11 protein-coding genes, 2 tRNA genes and 1 pseudogene are annotated in these 16,018 nt (G+C 46.3%); 8 read left to right on the top strand and 6 right to left on the bottom strand.

All coding sequences use genetic code 11. From position 1 onward, the window contains the following. Positions 1-329 (bottom strand): annotated as a pseudogene (locus J3492_RS12445) (transposase family protein); the annotation flags it as partial. An 8-nt stretch (positions 330-337) separates the two neighbouring features. Continuing rightward, positions 338-778, bottom strand: coding sequence for a transposase family protein (locus J3492_RS12440; RefSeq protein WP_207990864.1), 441 nt, complete (start codon positions 776-778; stop codon positions 338-340). A gap of 749 nt (positions 779-1,527) precedes the next feature. Here J3492_RS12440 and J3492_RS12435 point away from each other — a divergent pair. Next, positions 1,528-2,073 carry a rhodanese-like domain-containing protein gene (locus tag J3492_RS12435; protein WP_341534143.1) on the top strand — a complete coding sequence of 182 codons (546 nt, stop codon included), beginning with the start codon at positions 1,528-1,530 and terminating at the stop codon, positions 2,071-2,073. Between the two features lie 245 nt (positions 2,074-2,318). Here the strand turns inward: J3492_RS12435 and J3492_RS12430 are convergent. The 3 genes from J3492_RS12430 to gltX form a co-directional block, all read right to left on the bottom strand. Beyond that, positions 2,319-2,394: transfer RNA gene (locus tag J3492_RS12430), tRNA-Glu, on the bottom strand. Between the two features lie 130 nt (positions 2,395-2,524). Beyond that, positions 2,525-2,600 (bottom strand) — tRNA-Ala (locus tag J3492_RS12425). Between the two features lie 342 nt (positions 2,601-2,942). Continuing rightward, positions 2,943-4,490, bottom strand: a complete 1,548-nt coding sequence (gene gltX, locus J3492_RS12420; RefSeq protein ID WP_207992364.1) for a glutamate--tRNA ligase — start codon at positions 4,488-4,490, stop codon at positions 2,943-2,945. Between the two features lie 523 nt (positions 4,491-5,013). On the opposite strand from gltX, the gene rsmH reads away from it, so the two are divergent. The 7 genes from rsmH to J3492_RS12385 all read left to right on the top strand — a co-directional run bounded on the left by rsmH (position 5,014) and on the right by J3492_RS12385 (position 14,239). Beyond that, positions 5,014-6,042, top strand: a complete 1,029-nt coding sequence (gene rsmH, locus J3492_RS12415; RefSeq protein ID WP_207992367.1) for a 16S rRNA (cytosine(1402)-N(4))-methyltransferase RsmH — start codon at positions 5,014-5,016, stop codon at positions 6,040-6,042. Positions 6,043-6,173: 131 nt separating this feature from the next. Further along, a complete protein-coding gene (gene ftsL, locus J3492_RS12410) occupies positions 6,174-6,611 on the top strand; it encodes a cell division protein FtsL (protein WP_207992363.1) in 438 nt (145 codons plus the stop codon). After that, positions 6,604-8,727: a peptidoglycan D,D-transpeptidase FtsI family protein gene (locus tag J3492_RS12405; RefSeq protein ID WP_207992362.1), complete on the top strand. Its 2,124-nt coding sequence runs from the start codon at positions 6,604-6,606 to the stop codon at positions 8,725-8,727. The genes ftsL and J3492_RS12405 overlap by 8 nt, the downstream gene beginning before the upstream one ends. Positions 8,728-8,825: 98 nt before the next feature. Beyond that, positions 8,826-10,496 (top strand): UDP-N-acetylmuramoyl-L-alanyl-D-glutamate--2,6-diaminopimelate ligase, encoded by a 1,671-nt coding sequence (locus J3492_RS12400; RefSeq protein ID WP_207992361.1) that lies wholly within the window; start codon positions 8,826-8,828, stop codon positions 10,494-10,496. 94 nt (positions 10,497-10,590) lie between these two features. After that, positions 10,591-12,051 carry a UDP-N-acetylmuramoyl-tripeptide--D-alanyl-D-alanine ligase gene (locus tag J3492_RS12395; protein WP_207992360.1) on the top strand — a complete coding sequence of 487 codons (1,461 nt, stop codon included), beginning with the start codon at positions 10,591-10,593 and terminating at the stop codon, positions 12,049-12,051. A gap of 3 nt (positions 12,052-12,054) precedes the next feature. Further along, entirely contained in the window at positions 12,055-13,173 is a 1,119-nt protein-coding gene (gene mraY, locus J3492_RS12390) for a phospho-N-acetylmuramoyl-pentapeptide-transferase (RefSeq protein WP_207992359.1), read from the top strand. 139 nt (positions 13,174-13,312) lie between these two features. After that, positions 13,313-14,239, top strand: coding sequence for a putative RNA methyltransferase (locus J3492_RS12385; RefSeq protein ID WP_341534142.1), 927 nt, complete (start codon positions 13,313-13,315; stop codon positions 14,237-14,239). 99 nt (positions 14,240-14,338) lie between these two features. Here J3492_RS12385 and cls read toward each other — a convergent pair whose 3' ends face one another. Beyond that, the gene (gene cls, locus J3492_RS12380; RefSeq protein WP_207992358.1) at positions 14,339-15,781 is read right to left on the bottom strand and encodes a cardiolipin synthase; all 1,443 of its coding nucleotides are present in this window, start codon (positions 15,779-15,781) and stop codon (positions 14,339-14,341) included. Between the last annotated feature and the right edge of the window lie 237 nt (positions 15,782-16,018).

Raw genomic sequence — 16,018 nt, 5'->3', positions numbered from 1 at the left:
TAGCGCTGACGACGGTTGCGATATTTATGAGCCACGATTTTAAACAACTTGATTAAGCCTATTTTGTGTTCAACCACAATACGGAACTTTGCCAGATACTGATTGGCTTGTTTGCATATCTCCAATAACTGACCACCACGAGGTTTCTTAAATGGTGTGAAAGTTTGGTTATGTCGCTTTGCTAACCCTTGATAACCACTGTCTGCTAGATAGTTAGTGTTCTCAGGTAACCAATCAGGACAAGTATCTTTATACAGCTTAAAATCGTGGATGGACCCTTTACAGGTTTGCACATCAAGTATCAAACCGGTTTGCCAATGAACGATAACCTGCGCTTTTAAGGTGTGTTGTTTTTTCTTGCCGCTGTAGTAGTCTCTTTGGTTTTTTTTGGACGCTCAATTGGGGTTTCGGTGGCATCGACAATGACGACTGACCAATTGATGTCCTCATCGACACGACTAGGCAGCTTTTTGGGCAATTCAAACTTGCCAGAGTTAATCAGTGTGTCTTCTACTTTACGAATGATACGGCTAGCAGAAGACTCATGAATACCAAAGTCCATACTGATATGATAAAGCGTGCGGTATTCACGCCAATAAGTCAGGGCTAGTAGTATCTGCTCCTTAAGACTGAGCACACTTGGTCTACCTGATTTGGTCTTAGATGCTTCATGCTTTTGCATGGCCTCAAGCATGTCATAAAAAGTGGCTTTATGAATGCCAGTGTAGCGTTTAAAACCAGCGTCACTTTGTTTGAGTAGCTTATCTATGTTTGGCATATCTATTAAGTAAGTAGAGTTCAATAATATACGTTGTGTCTGACAACTACTTTTGCAAGAGGTCTGATGATTTCAAACCATGAGAATATGATAATAGGGGTTTTGCAGTGAGCGAACAACGTTTAAATGACGTTTAAATTAAGATGATATAAAGAGGGGCAATATGAAGCCAATAAAAGCATCGCAATCAGTATCATCATTAAAGGCCGAATATAAGCTGATACTAACTCTAGATATTTTTTGGTCGGAATATGATACGTGGTAAAAACAAAGAATGCAATAATGTTGACTGTTTAAATAACAGCTAATTGGCACAGAGTAAATAAAAATGAGATAGGTTACTATTTATCAGCAGTTTGCTATGGTTTTATGAGTCTGACCACGCTTTAGATGGTGCCTTAAGTTAGCTCCTGCCGCTTATACCAAACTTTATTTCATAATAACCAGCTGTTTTTCTCAATTGACTGCAGTTCCACTCACTGTTACCACTACTTTTATAATGAATCCTAAATAAAAAGAGTACAGGTTTTACGGTGTGCTACTGGTATAAATTTTCTTTGCTTGCTGTGCTACTTCGTCACTCCAGAGGCTGCAAAAAATTCATCCCAGTAGTACTTTACTTATTTGTGGTGGATCGACTATATAACGAGGCCGAACTCTAACTGCCGCATTCATTGCATCAAGGCTTTAATCGTCATAAGATAGGGTTAACACTGCTGAATAAACTGCCGCGTTTTATGGAGAAAAATGTGAAAGCCATTATATTGTCATTACTCATCATGTTTGGCATAACCTCTCATGCTACTGCTAAAGATGCGCTATCTGTTACCCCACAAGCGGTTTGGGATATGGTGCAGGAAGATGCGGAGGAGATGCTGTTTGTTGACGTCAGAGATCCTGTGGAGATTATGTTTGTCGGATTTACCGATGCAGTCGATATAAACATACCATTTAGAACGGTAAAACGTACTCAGTTTAATGAAGAGAAGGCTGTCTTTGCGATGCCACTCAATCCAGACTTTGCCAGAGATATCGAAGAAGCGCTTAAGGCTAAAGGTTTGGACAAAAACGCATTAGTCGTCACCATGTGCCGCTCGGGTTCGGCCCGCGGTAAGCCCAGCGCTGACTACTTGCTCAGTCAAGGGTTTACCAACGTCAAGTATGTCGATCATGGCTTTCAAGGAGATAAGATAGAAGACGGTGAGAGAGAAGGGTTTCGCCTGAAAAACGGCTGGCAAAACTCAGGCTTGCCTTGGTCATCGAAGATTAATCCGAGCAAGATCAATAAGCCGTAAGCTTTGTAGATACTTTAAAAGATATTGAGATATAAAGGTGGGTTAGCGACAGCGTAGCCCACTTCGCTAACTAAAAGTTTCTAACGACTCATAAGCAGCAGCTTTCTGGCCTTTGATTTAAGAGCTTACAGACATAAAAAAACCCAGTCACCATATGATGACTGGGTTTTTTAGTGTGCGCTTATTAGTCTAACCTGATGCTTAAAAGGTGCTAAGCAAAAGTGCTAATAAGTGACGCCGAATAGTGGCGTCCCCAGGGGGATTCGAACCCCCGTTACCGCCGTGAAAGGGCGGTGTCCTAGGCCTCTAGACGATGGGGACGCATAGAGTGTCGTAACCAAATGGCTACAACGGTACTTCACAATATCAGAGTGCTTATTTATTAATAAGCCTTGCCTAGGTGCTGACATTGTCCTCAAAGCAATATTTATCAGTTGAGTGATAAATAGTATGGTGGAGCTAAACGGAGTCGAACCGTTGACCCCTTGCATGCCATGCAAGTGCTCTACCAACTGAGCTATAGCCCCTCGCTAAGAGTGAGCACATTTTAGGTAAGAGTGACCGTGTTGTCAACTGTTATTTTTAAAATAATGCAAAATAGTATCAAGTTTAGGATAAAAGCTTGATTTAGCCATTTTTAGCCCATTTAGATATCATCATTTGAATTGAAGACACGCCCTAATAATTCGGAACTGGTATAAATTTTTCTAGCTTGCTGTGCCGACGCCGACAGAGGCTGCAAAACCAACATTAAAAAACTAAGCATCCCAGTTCCGCTGTATCTTTTTCATATTAGACTGACTATAGCATGGTGCCACAGGGGCAGCCTCCATGCTATATCGGATATGTCTCTCGGCCTTTATGGGCGCTTACTTGTCAGTCTCTGCTAAAAAGTCTGGCAATTCAGCTGCTTTTTTCTCAAGTTTTTTTAGCTTCTTTTTACCCAAGCCGCCTAAAACCTCAATACCATGACGCAAACGTATCAGGGTCATGTCAGCGCCAATGATCCACATGGAGTTCATGACAGGCGTCGATGAGGTACTACCAGCAATGGCCACAAAGAACGGTGCCATAAAGTCACGCATCTTAATGTCCAGATGGGCAGCCAAGCCTTTTAGCGTGGCATAGATGTTTTCCTCTGACCAGGTCGGCAGGGTTTCTAGCTGCCATAATGCCAGTTGTAGTACCTCGATAATCTGCTCAGGGGCAAGTGACTTGTGCGCAAAGCTCTCAGCATTAATATCAGGTAGGTTTTGAAAATAAAACCCACCCCAATTGATTGCATCTGAGAGTAGCTCGATACGTGGCTGGATAGCCGCAGCGATAGCCGTAAGCTTGTCACTATCGTTTGCCCAAGCAAGGATTTTATTTTTTAGCGCTTCAGGGCTGAGGGCACGCAACCATTCAGAGTTAAGCCAGTTTAGCTTTTCGATATCAAAGATAGGTCCGCCAAGTGACACACGTTGAATGTCGAAGCTGGCGATCATCTCGTCCAAAGTAAACTTTTCTGCTTCATCGGGCATAGAGTAGCCCATACGCCCAAGGTAATTGAGCAGCGCCTCAGGAAGCACACCTGCATCACGGTAATAAGTGATAGAGGTTGGGTTTTTACGTTTAGATAATTTGGACTTATCTGGGTTGCGTAGTAGTGGCATGTGGCAGAGGACAGGCATCTCCCAACCAAAATAGTCGTACAGCAACTGATGCTTGGGCGCTGAGCTGAGCCACTCTTCACCACGCATGACATGAGTGATCTCCATCAAATGATCATCAACGACGTTGGCTAAGTGATAGGTTGGCAGACCGTCAGTTTTTAGCAAGACTTGCATATCGACCTGTGCCCATGGGATCTCGACGGTACCGCGCAGCATGTCATGAATCAGGCAAATGCCTTCGGTAGGCACACGCATACGAATGACATGCGGTTTGCCTTCAGAAAGTAGTTGCTCAGTTTTTTCTGCAGGCAGGTGCGCACAGCGACCGTCATAACGTGGGGTTTCGCCATTGGCCATTTGTTCAGCACGCATGGCATCTAGCTCTTCGCTGGTACAAAAACAGCGAAACGCATGATCGTTCGTTACCAGTTGTTCAGCGTATTTTTTATAGATGTCGCTACGCTCGCTCTGACGATAAGGGGCATGCGGCCCGCCGATGTCTGGACCTTCACTCCAGTCTAGGCCAACCCAACGCAGGGCGTCTAGAATCATTTGTTCAGACTGCTCAGTTGAGCGGGTTTGGTCAGTGTCTTCGATACGTAAAATAAACTCACCGCCGTGAGACTTGGCAAAAGCCAAGTTAAAGAGTGCAATATAGGCCGTGCCCACATGAGGGAAGCCAGTCGGTGAAGGCGCAATACGTGTACGTACTGGACGGTTGTCATTCGCCGACGTGTTGGATTGAGTCGATGCTTGTATCATAATAATCTCAGAATATGGTTATGAGTCAATGTAAGGTCTGTTGAACATGAATATAGTGCGGTTGGTATACATTTTGCTTGCTGTAAGAGCTCGTCGCTGTTTGACGCTGCGCAATAATCATTCCCAGTAGCAGACGGCGTAGCGTGTGCCAGACTGTATTTGGGATGCACTATATAATCATAAAAAATAACGCCAAAAGAATAGCAGTCAAGGCCATGAAATAGCGTAAAATATGGTGCTAGTATAACAGAGAGCTCAGATATTTTTAACGAAAAGCCCGTCTAGTGCTTGACTACAGATAGAACCTTGCGATAATAAAGCTAGGCAAGTCATAACTTGTTTATTTTTATCCGGATTTTATTACTAATGGCCTTATTGGTCGTCATTTATTGAGTTGTTTGTGTCCCAATCAAAATCTAAGTCAACCCCTAAGCTAAAATGTGAGAAAAAACCTACAGTGAGCGCCACTTCTACGACAGAGACCTCTGAGTCATCCATTACCTCATCTAAAGCTAAGGCAGCGATGTCTGCTCCAACAGCAGAGACGAGTGAGCACTCTCATCCATCTGATGAGTCAGGCTTTGTGCATGATGCTGTGCTATTGCAAGAGACGGTCGCTGCGGTATTAGGCGTCAAATCGCTACCCAAAAAACAGACAGACCATTTACAGGCCAAAGGTGTGTATGTCGATGCGACCTTTGGGCGGGGTGGTCACAGTCGTTTGCTTTTGTCTCATCTTGCTGATGACGCTCAGCTGATTGTGTTTGATAAAGACCCAGCTGCCATTGACGTTGCTCAGGGTCTGGCGAAGATGGATAGCCGTGTACAGGTAGTACATGATAGCTTTGCAACTCTGACACAGCGCTTGACAGCATTAGGCATCAGTCAAGTGGATGGCTTGATGGCGGATTTGGGTATTTCGTCACCGCAGATTGATGATGGCAGTCGCGGCTTTAGTTTTATGCGTGATGGTGCTGTTGATATGCGCATGGATACCAGTCGTGGACAGTCGGTCGCCGAGTGGTTAGAGCAGGTTGATGACGAGACCTTAGCCAATGTGCTTTATGAGTTTGGTGAAGAGCGTCACAGCCGCCGTATCGCTCGTGCCATCAAGCAAATGGACAGTTATGACTCTACGCTCGAGCTGGCAGAGGTCATAAAAGTGGCACACCCTAAGTGGCAAAAAGGCAAGCATCCAGCGACGCAAAGCTTTCAGGCGATGCGTATTTTTATCAATAATGAGCTTGGCGATGTCGATGAGTTTTTAGCACAGAGTATCCCCGTTTTGAAGCCTAACGGCTACTTGGCGGTGATCAGCTTTCACTCATTAGAAGATCGACGGATCAAGCAGTTTTTGCAGCGTCATAGCAAGGGTCAGTATCCAGAAGATCAAAACCTGCCAATGCCACCTGAGCGTCCACGTTATTTTAGTAAGCCCAAACGCATCGCACCGAGTAAAGATGAGGTTAGCCACAACCCACGTGCTCGTAGCGCATGGCTGCGCACTGCAATGCGCACTGATGTCAGCTATCAGCCCGATGTAGAGGCATAGAATGGCATAAAAGCCGTAACCGTTACGCAACTGTTAAAAACCAGTAAACATTATCTGTTAGGCTCGTCTGTTGCTTTGCACCTGTCTTGCGCTAGCCTTTTTATATTTAAGTTCACTTTTTTGAGATCGTCATGGCAATATCTGACAAACCAAGCAACCGCTCAACTGCCTCAGCTAATCATAGCGATATTGGCGAATTATTCGCCCGTCGTTTTAGTGCCGTGAGTATCTATGCGGTGGTGTTGCTACTCATTGCCGGTGCGATTGTGTGGAGCGGAGTCCAAACGGCTAAAGGAGTGCAACAGTACCATCAGGACTATAAAACCTTGCAAGATATGAAAAAACAAGAGCGCAAGCTGCAAATAGAGCATCAGCGCCTGCTGATTGAGCAGCAAACCTTTAGCGCCACACCGCAGATCGCCAGCCGTGCTGTGTCTGAGCTGGGTATGTATTCACCGACACTCAAAGACAAGCTGATTATCCAGCCCGGTGCTGCCACCCCTGTAGCGGCAGTTGAAGCCATGACGGCTAACACAGCATCTAAAATGGCGGAGGCGGGCAATGAGTAATAAAAAAACGACCAAATCTACTAAAGGCGCAGCCAAGAGCAGTAGTAAAAAATCAACCAGTGGTAAAGTGATCAAACCGCTACGCCGTGTCAATACGGCTAAGTCTGACAGCTCAACGTCCAAAAACAAAGCCAAGCGCAAGTCAACCAATAGCGCAAAAAAAGGCACTGCCAATACCCGTGCCAAAAAACTACTCGGGCGTCTAAAGAAGAATGAAACTCAAGGCGCCTATACCAGTGTTAAAAATCGTAAAAAAGTGATTTTTAATAAAGCTTCTGGTGCGTCGTCTCGAGGCGGTTTTGAGTCTGATAAAGATCGCTTTATTACTATCTGGGCGATTGCACTAATTGCATTGGGCTTGTTGATAGGCCGTGCTTATTATATCCAAGTGCTAAACGCCAGCTTTTATCAAGAAAAAGGCGATGAGCTCATTACCAGTGTGCGCACGCAAGCGTCTTATCGCGGTATGATCACAGACCGCAATCAATTGCCGCTTGCCATTAGTGCGCCACTTGCGACCGTGTCGTTTAGTCCTCATGACTACGCACGTGAGTACTATGAGCTCAGACGTATACAAATCGAAAACCCTGACCAGCCAAAGCTACAAGCACGGGTCAAAGAGCGCTTGGATAATATGGACCTGACTCGGTTGGCGGCAGCGGCCAATATATCAGTGTCTAAGCTTGAGCAAGCGGCGGGTATCAATGACAGTGTCGATGTAACAGATGAAGACGCCGTAAAAGCAGCATTGCCATCAGGTGCAGGTTCGCATTACTTACCACTACTAAACAAGGTAAAGCCTGAAATTGCTCAAAGTGTGAGCTCGCTAGACTTCCCTGGCGTCTACGAGCGCAACTTTTTTCAGCGTTACTATCCCCAGCCACAGCCAAATTCGCAGCTATTAGGATTTATGGGACAAAACGCCAATGATCCTGAGGGTGGTTATGAGGGTCGTGCTGGTATTGAGCGTCAGTTTGAGCCGACCTTAGCAGGTAAAGATGGCAAGGTCTTAGTCCTAAAAGATGCTCGGCAAAACAGCCTAAAAGAAATCAAGCAGCTCGAGCCAGAGGTCGTTGGTCAGGATGTGGCGTTGACCATTGATTCACGCTTGCAGTATTTGCTGTACAAAGAGCTTGAAAAAGCCGGGCGTTTACAAAAAGCACGTTGGTCAAGTGGCATGGTAGTGGATGTACAAACCGGTGAAGTGCTTGCTCTTTCTACTTGGCCATCCTTCAATTCAAATAACCTCAATGAGATGACCGGTGAAAACCAGCGTAACCGTGCGCTATTAGATGTGTTTGAGCCAGGTTCAGTGATGAAGCCATTTACCGTCGCGGCGGCATTGGATTCTGGCAAATATACTGCCAACTCCTTAATCGACACCAATCCTGGCTCAATCCGTGTGCGAGGCTATACGATTCGTGACCACAATAACCTAGGTGTCATTAATATGGCCACGTTACTACAAAAATCCAGTAACGTGGCGTCAACCAAGATTGCTTTGTCCTTACCGCCCGATGCGATTACCAATATGCAAAAGCAGTTTGGGTTTGGGACAAAAACCCCGCTACAGTTCCCAGGTGAGGGCGCTGGCTTGGTAGTGACGCCAAAAGAAAAAGAAACGGCTCGGCGAGCGACAGTCAGTTACGGCTACGGGTTGGAGGTGACTTTGGCTCAGGTCGCTCAAGCCTATGCAGCATTGGCTTCTGGCGGAGTGATGCATCCGTTAACACTGATCAAAGACGCAGAAAAACCTACCAGTAAGCGCATCATGGCACATGATCAAGCGATGTCGATTGTCAAAATGCTTGAGGCTGTGACTGAGCAAGGGGGTACAGCGAGAGCAGCTGCCATTGATGGTTATCGTGTGGCGGGGAAAACAGGGACCTCGCGCCGAGTAAACCCTGATGGTGGCTATTATACCGATCAGTATCGTAATGTCTTTGCAGGTATGGCACCAGCGTCAAACCCAAGATTGGTGGGTGTGATGCTCATCGAAGACCCTCGTGGGCAGATTTATGCAGGTTTGACGGTAGCACCCGTCTTTCATAATGTGATGAAAGAGGCGCTGCGTCTGTACAATGTGCCTTTAGATAAGCCATTAAAGACGCAATAAAGTTTGTACATGGCCGACAGAACTTAAAAGCCACATGCTCAATCTGATACTATTTTACTTTTTTCATCGCTTACTCTTGTCACGCTTAGGATTTATTTATGACCACATCATCAGCGCACGCCGTTAATTTGCAGCAGCTTATAGAAGACAGTCGTGATGATATCTTAAGTCAAGCTTCAGCCCAGCAGCTGTCCAAAATCATTAAGTGTTCCGACCCATCAAGCGACGTCGCCAAGACTGATTTTTATGATATACGTTTAGACAGTCGTCAGGTCTCGAGCAATGATGTCTTTGTCCTGCTTCAAAGCTGGTCAAAAGACAAGCAAAAAAGCCGCGACTATTTGTTACAGGCCGCTGAAAAAGCGGCGTTTATCTTATCAGAAGTTGATCCTTTCACGTTGTTTGATGACGAGAGTAATAACAGTGAGTTTGGTGATATCCAAGACCACACTCAATCCACGGCACAGCAGCGACTGGCAGCGCTACCTTGTCCTGTGGTTTATGTGCCCACTATTCGAGCGTTTTTAGGTGAGCTGATTCAAGCCCGCTTGCAGCACCCACAACCCGTCTCTTTGCCTACTGTTGTCGCAGTGACGGGCACCAATGGCAAAACCACAATCAGTCAGTTGGTGGCGCAGCTGATACAGCTGACAGGTGTGAGTAGTGCAGTCATGGGTACGGCAGGCAATGGCAAACTGGATGCATTGGTACAAGCCAGTCATACTACGGGTGATGCGCTTGCTGTACAGCAGTTTTTATATCAAATGGGACAACAAAGCGCTGAAGTGTTGGCGCTTGAAGCCAGTTCACACGGTCTTGACCAGCAGCGCTTACAAGGTATGCCGATAAAGGTGGCGATTTATACCAATCTAAGTCGTGACCATCTGGACTATCATGCGGATATGGCCGAGTATGCTGCCGCTAAAGCCAAGCTGTTTGACAAGCGTCATTTCCCAAAGCTCACTCACGCCATTATCAATATCGATGATGAGCATGCAAAAATCATGTTAGATACAGCCCACGCCAGTGGTCTAAAGGTATGGACATATAGCTTACAAACCGAAAAAAACGCCAACTTTGTCGCCACCAAAATCTTACCCAGCTTAGAAGGCGTCAATATTGGCTTGCGCACCCAATTCGCCGATGATTCGTGCGATAACATGGAAGTCATCAGTCCGTTATTAGGGCGCTTTAACGTGGCCAATTTGCTTGCAGCGGTAGCGGCAGTAACGGCACTAGGCGTTAGTCTTGAGCGTATCGTTGCCTTAATACCACAGCTACAGGGTGCAATCGGACGCATGCAACGTGTGCCATCAAATGATGGTTGCTTTATCGTGGATTATGCCCATACGCCTGATGCACTAAGCCAAGTGCTAGATAGCTTAAGCACCCACTGTGCCGGAAAGTTATGGGCAGTGTTTGGCTGCGGCGGTGATCGTGATGCTGGCAAACGTCCACTGATGGCGCAGGCAGGATTGGCAGGGGCAGATCACGTCATTCTAACGGCGGACAACCCACGTAGCGAAGACCCAAATGCTATTTTACAAGACATGCAAGCTGGCATGAGTGCTGAGCAGTACCAGCGTACTCATATCGAGCCTGCTCGCCAAAAAGCCATCGCCTATGCCGTCACTCAAGCAGGCGCAGATGATATCGTGGTTATCGCTGGCAAAGGCCATGAGACGTATCAAGACATCAATGGTGTGCGTCATGATTTTGATGACAGTATCGTCTTGCAGCAAGCTCTACAGCAAGCAAAGCGTATCTGAGCTATAAGGTGATACAGGGTCACAGCACCATGGTCAAATAACTCATCCTCTACATACCCTAAAAGATAAGAAATCTCCACACAAGGTAAATACTATGACAGCTGACAACAATAGCAGCAGCCAGTCGCAAGGGCTGTATGTTTGGCAGGCCGATAACTTGCTGGCAGCGACAGCGACGCTTGCGGGACGCTGGCAATATGGTCAATCTGTACCAACTTCGTCAGTACAGGCCAGTAGTGAAATCAGCAGTAAGCGCATTACCACAGATACGCGTACTATCAAGGCGGGCGATATTTTTTTGGCATTGAGTGGCGACAATTTTGATGGCCATGACTATGTTGAAGTCGCTGCCCAAAAAGGCGCCATTGCTGCTATTGTCTCACGTCCGATCAAGGTGTCAGCTGCTCATGCTATTCCGCAGTTGATCGTGAGTGATACTCGTTTGGCATTAGGCCAGTTGGCCGCTTATCGTCGTCAACAGCATCAAGAGTTGACTGTAATCGCTATTACAGGCTCCAGTGGCAAGACCACTTGTAAAGAGATGCTGGGGAGTATCTTTGGTCGTCTAGCACCGACGCTGATCACTCGTGGCAATCTAAACAATGATTTGGGTGTGCCCATGATGCTACTTGAGCTGTCCGACCATCATCGCTATGCCATCTTAGAGCTTGGTGCCAACCATATCGGTGAGATCGCTTATACAACTGAGATTGTCCGTCCTGATGTGGCTTGTATCCTAAATATAGGGACTGCTCATTTAGGTGAGTTTGGTAGCCGTGATGGTATCTGCCAAACCAAGGCAGAGATTTATCATACGTTAAGTGATGCTCAGATTGCGATTGTGCCTGATAAGGACGACTATGCCAATCAATTACGCCGTATCGCTGAACAACACACCACGCATGTGATTGGTTTTGGTAATACCGACGTCAGTGCCAGTCATCTCGATGTAGAGCCTGAGCGTAGCGAGTTTAAACTACATATCGGCAGGCATGTACACGATATCAACTTACCATTAGCAGGTGAGCATAATGTGAACAATGCGTTAGCTGCGGCCGCTTGTGCATATGCGCTTAATGTCGATAGTAAAGACATCGTTATCGGTCTTGAAAACTCACGTCCAGCCAAAGGCCGACTAAACAGTCAATTACTTGGAATGCATCGTCTGATTGATGACACTTATAATGCCAATCCACATTCAGTCCGTGCTGCGGCCAAGGTGTTGGCGGCACAGACGGGCACGCAAGTGATGGTGTTGGGTGACATTGCTGAGCTAGGCGATGCTGCTGTCAGTGAGCATCAAAGCTTGGGTCGTACCATTGCTGCAGCAGGTATTGATGTGTTGCTGTGTGTTGGCGAGTATGCAAAGTATAGTGTGACAGGTGCCAATGAAGTCGGCGGTATCCATGCTTACTCATTTGATGACAAGAGCAGTCTCTTGCAGTACTTACAGTCTTACTTGCAGGAGCAGCAAGCGCAGCCTTGTACTGTTTTATTTAAAGGTTCACGTTCTATGGAAATGGAAACTCTGATCAATACGCTAGTCGAGGAGTAAGCGGTGTTAGTTTGGTTGTTTGAATGGCTTGGCCAGTATTACTCACCGTTTACAGCGGTGTCTTCGTTGACACTACGAGCGCTATTGGCAGTTATCACTGCGCTTGGGTTTAGTTTGGTTTTTGGGGGCCGTGTGATCAGGCATCTACGGACGCTCAAATACGGGCAGGCCATTCGTGATGATGGTCCACAGTCGCACCTGGTCAAAACCGGCACGCCAACGATGGGCGGGGTATTGATTTTGAGTGCGATAGGGGTGTCTACCTTATTATGGGCGCGGTTAAATAACCCCTACGTTTGGATTTTGATGGTGGTCATGATCATCTTTGGCGCTGTCGGTTGGGCGGATGACTGGCTCAAAATAAAGTACAAAAATCCCACTGGCTTGATTGCCCGCAAAAAATACTTTTGGCTATCCATTGGTGCTTTATTCGTCGGTGGCTCCTTGTACTATATTGCCACTCAGCAGCCAGATATGGCCACGACTCGGGAAATGCAGGATCTGTTATTGCCTGTCTTTAAAAACTGGATTATACCTTTCTCCGCCGTTCCTTTTGGCATTGCTTTTATCGTTTTTACTTATTTTGTGATCAATGGTGCCTCCAACGCAGTCAATTTAACTGATGGTCTGGATGGCTTGGCTATCTTGCCAGTGGTGCTGGTCGCTGCAGGTTTGGGCGCAATGGCTTATGTGTCTGGAGACGTCAGGTTTTCAGAGTACTTATCCGTGCCCTATATTCCTTATAACTCTGAGGTGATTGTTGTCTGTGGCTCGATGATTGGGGCTGGCTTGGGTTTTTTATGGTTCAATGCGCATCCTGCTCAGGTATTTATGGGCGATGTCGGTGCATTGGCATTGGGCGCCATGCTGGGTACGATTGCCGTTATGTCACGCCAAGAGATTGCCTTTGCTATTATGGGCGGTTTGTTTGTCGCTGAAGCAGTGTCTGTTATTTTACAAGTTGGCTCTTATAAATTACGCAAAAAACGGGTGTTTCGTATGGCACCACTGCATCATCACTTTGAAGAGATTGGTTGGAAAGAAACGCAAGTGGTGGTGCGGTTTTGGATTATTGCTATCGTGCTTGTGGTATTGGGTTTAATGACCTTGAAGCTGCGTTAAGATAAAACAGCAGTAAGCCTCAATCCTCTAACGGTGACTAAAAGCCATTTCTAATGCCGTAGAAATGGCTTTTTTTGTCACTTATATACTGTAAAGTTTGCTAAGATGTTCGCCATATTTATATGACTTTGAGAGACCAGTGCCCTTATTTATTTGTCCACTTTGTCAGTCACCGATGACGCCAGCAGCCAATACGTGGCGCTGTGATGGTAGCTTAAACACTAAGCAAACCTCACACTCGTTTGATGTGGCACGACAAGGCTATGTCAATCTGCTACCTGTACAACAAAAAAAATCCAAAGCGCCCGGTGATAGCCAAGCGTCTATTGAGGCCCGCCAGCGCTTCCTAAATACAGGGTACTATGAGTCACTACAAGCGCTTGTCTGTCAGCAAATCAATAAGCTGCTGCAACATCCAGCCGAAACTAAAAAACCGATAAACTGGTTAGATATCGGCTGCGGTGAAGGCTACTATACGGTAGCAATGACGAAAATGGGAATGCATAATCTGATCGCTGCTGATATCAGCAAGCCTGCGGTGACAAACCTTGCCAAGACCTGTAAGGCGACAGGAAGGTTGTGGTTTCAGCAGCATCAAAAAGCTCTAGATAAGACCGCTGCTGTTTATCCATTGGTGACGAATGCCGCCCACTTGCCCTTAGCGTCTCAAAGCGTGAAAGGCATTAGCAGTATTTTTAGTCTGATATTGCCTGAGGTGTTTGCTGACGCTCTGGTGGATGATGGTTATTTAGTCATCGCTAAGCCAGATGCTGGCCATTTAGCGACGATGCGAGAGGCCCTGTTTGATGATGTGCGTGAGCATGATTCTGATAAGTTTTTGGAGGTGCTGAGGCCATATTTTACTTTGATAGACACGCATCGTGTGAGCAGTCAGATGGTATTGTCGGCAGCGCATTTGGCTGACTTAATGACGATGACACCTTATTCTTATCGGGCACGCAATGAAAAACGTACAGCATTACTAAACAGCGCCGAAGATAAGGCATTCCATACCGAAGCTAAGTTTGTTGTTTATGTCTTACAAAAAAAAGCCGCTGCTCTATAGTGAGCTCGATATAGCACACCTCTATCAGAGCTGTGCAGTAAACCTTACAAGGCTTTAAGGCTGTGATATCAAATAGACTTTAAGGCGTGATAGGTGGCCTTATAATAAAGGTCCCATGGTGGCGATAACATTGTTCCAAATTCGATAATATAGCGGCCAGCTTTTGACATCTTCGAGACATACTGGCTCAGAATCATCGATATATGCATATTGGCGTTGGGTTATTGCAGCGGTCAGGCGCTGATCGCTCAACACGATGTTGTTTTCGTAATTCAAATCAAAGCTACGCAGATCCAGATTGGTCGAGCCCAGTAAACTGATCTCACCATCGACAGTCAAGGTTTTAGCATGAAGTAACCCTGGCTTATACTCATAAATTTTTATCCCTGCTTCTAGCAGTTGCCAATAGTAGCTGTGACTGGTGGCAGCCACGACAAAGGAGTCATTGTGTTTAGGGAAGATCATAATCACCTCTACGCCTCGATAAGCGGCTGCACATAGGGTATGAATCAGTGAGTAGTCTGGCACAAAATAAGGCGTCGAGATGATCAGCTTGTGCTGAGCTTGATTGATTAACGTATTTAAGAACTGCGGCGTGGTACCACGTCTTTGGGTGGGCCCATCAGAAAAAACTTGAGCGGCAAAGCCGTCAGGAGATTTTGATTGGGTGTCATACGGAAAACTGTCGAGCGACGTTTCAGGATTTTCTAGTAGCCAATCACTGGCAAACAGCATCTGGTTTTGTGCGACGATTGGTCCTTCCAATCGCACCATAATATCTATCCAAGGGGCGTATTTAGGCTTAACACGAAACTCAGGGTCGGCGCAGTTGCGGCTACCGCTATAGCCAATTTTGCCATCGATGACAGTAATCTTACGGTGATTGCGCAAGTCAATTCGGCTAAACAAAAGCACCTTAAAGATATTGCTAAGCGGCAATGCTACACTGACTTGAACACCAGCCTCCTTCATCTCCTGCCAGATCTTTGAACGCACCAGCTTGCGTGAGCCCATGCCATCGACCATTGCCCGACAAGTGACCCCACGCCGTGCTGCCCGTATCAAAGCTTGGGCGGTATCGATACCCATACCATCAATCAGCCAGATATAATACAACACATGAATATGATCGGTGGCACTGTCAAAGTCGGCAATCATACGTCTGTGCGTCTCATCAGCATCAGCCATCAGCTCGCCTTGATTGCCGGTTGTAGTATGAAAGCCAGTCGTCGCTGCTGAATAAGCAAAAGCAGCGCGGTAGATCGGTTTGATGGCCTGATCTAAAGCGGCATCATCACCGAGTACTTGCGGACTATGAGCACGCAAGTCTTGTTTGATTTTTTGATGCGACTGCGAAAAGTGCCGTCCCAGATGAATCTCACCAAACATCCAGTACACCACCACCCCAAGATAGGGAAGGACAAATAAGACCACAATCCATGCCAAACGCGCAGGTGAAGTCAAGTCATAACGAGCGAGCACACGCAGGGATATCAGTACCCAAATAATAAAGTGAATGCTTAAAAAGATATCTAGCAACATAGGGCAGTCCGATACTGTGCGCCATAAAAATCAGCGATTGCAATGAATTCAGTTGTCTATTTTATCACCTATCGCCGTAAAACCACCCACTTCACGGGGTGGATATAAGGCGACACATATTGTCGTGAGCAGTACTTAAAGAGTTGTAAGTTAAAATTACCCTCGCCATACTAAAGGTATGAAAACCCTCAAACTACGCATTAAAGACAAGCACATAAAACAGCTGAACCAGCTAAG

The sequence above is a fragment of the Psychrobacter coccoides genome, from assembly GCF_017498085.1.
GTDB lineage: Bacteria > Pseudomonadota > Gammaproteobacteria > Pseudomonadales > Moraxellaceae > Psychrobacter > Psychrobacter coccoides.
This window is presented reverse-complemented; position numbering and strand designations above follow the sequence as displayed.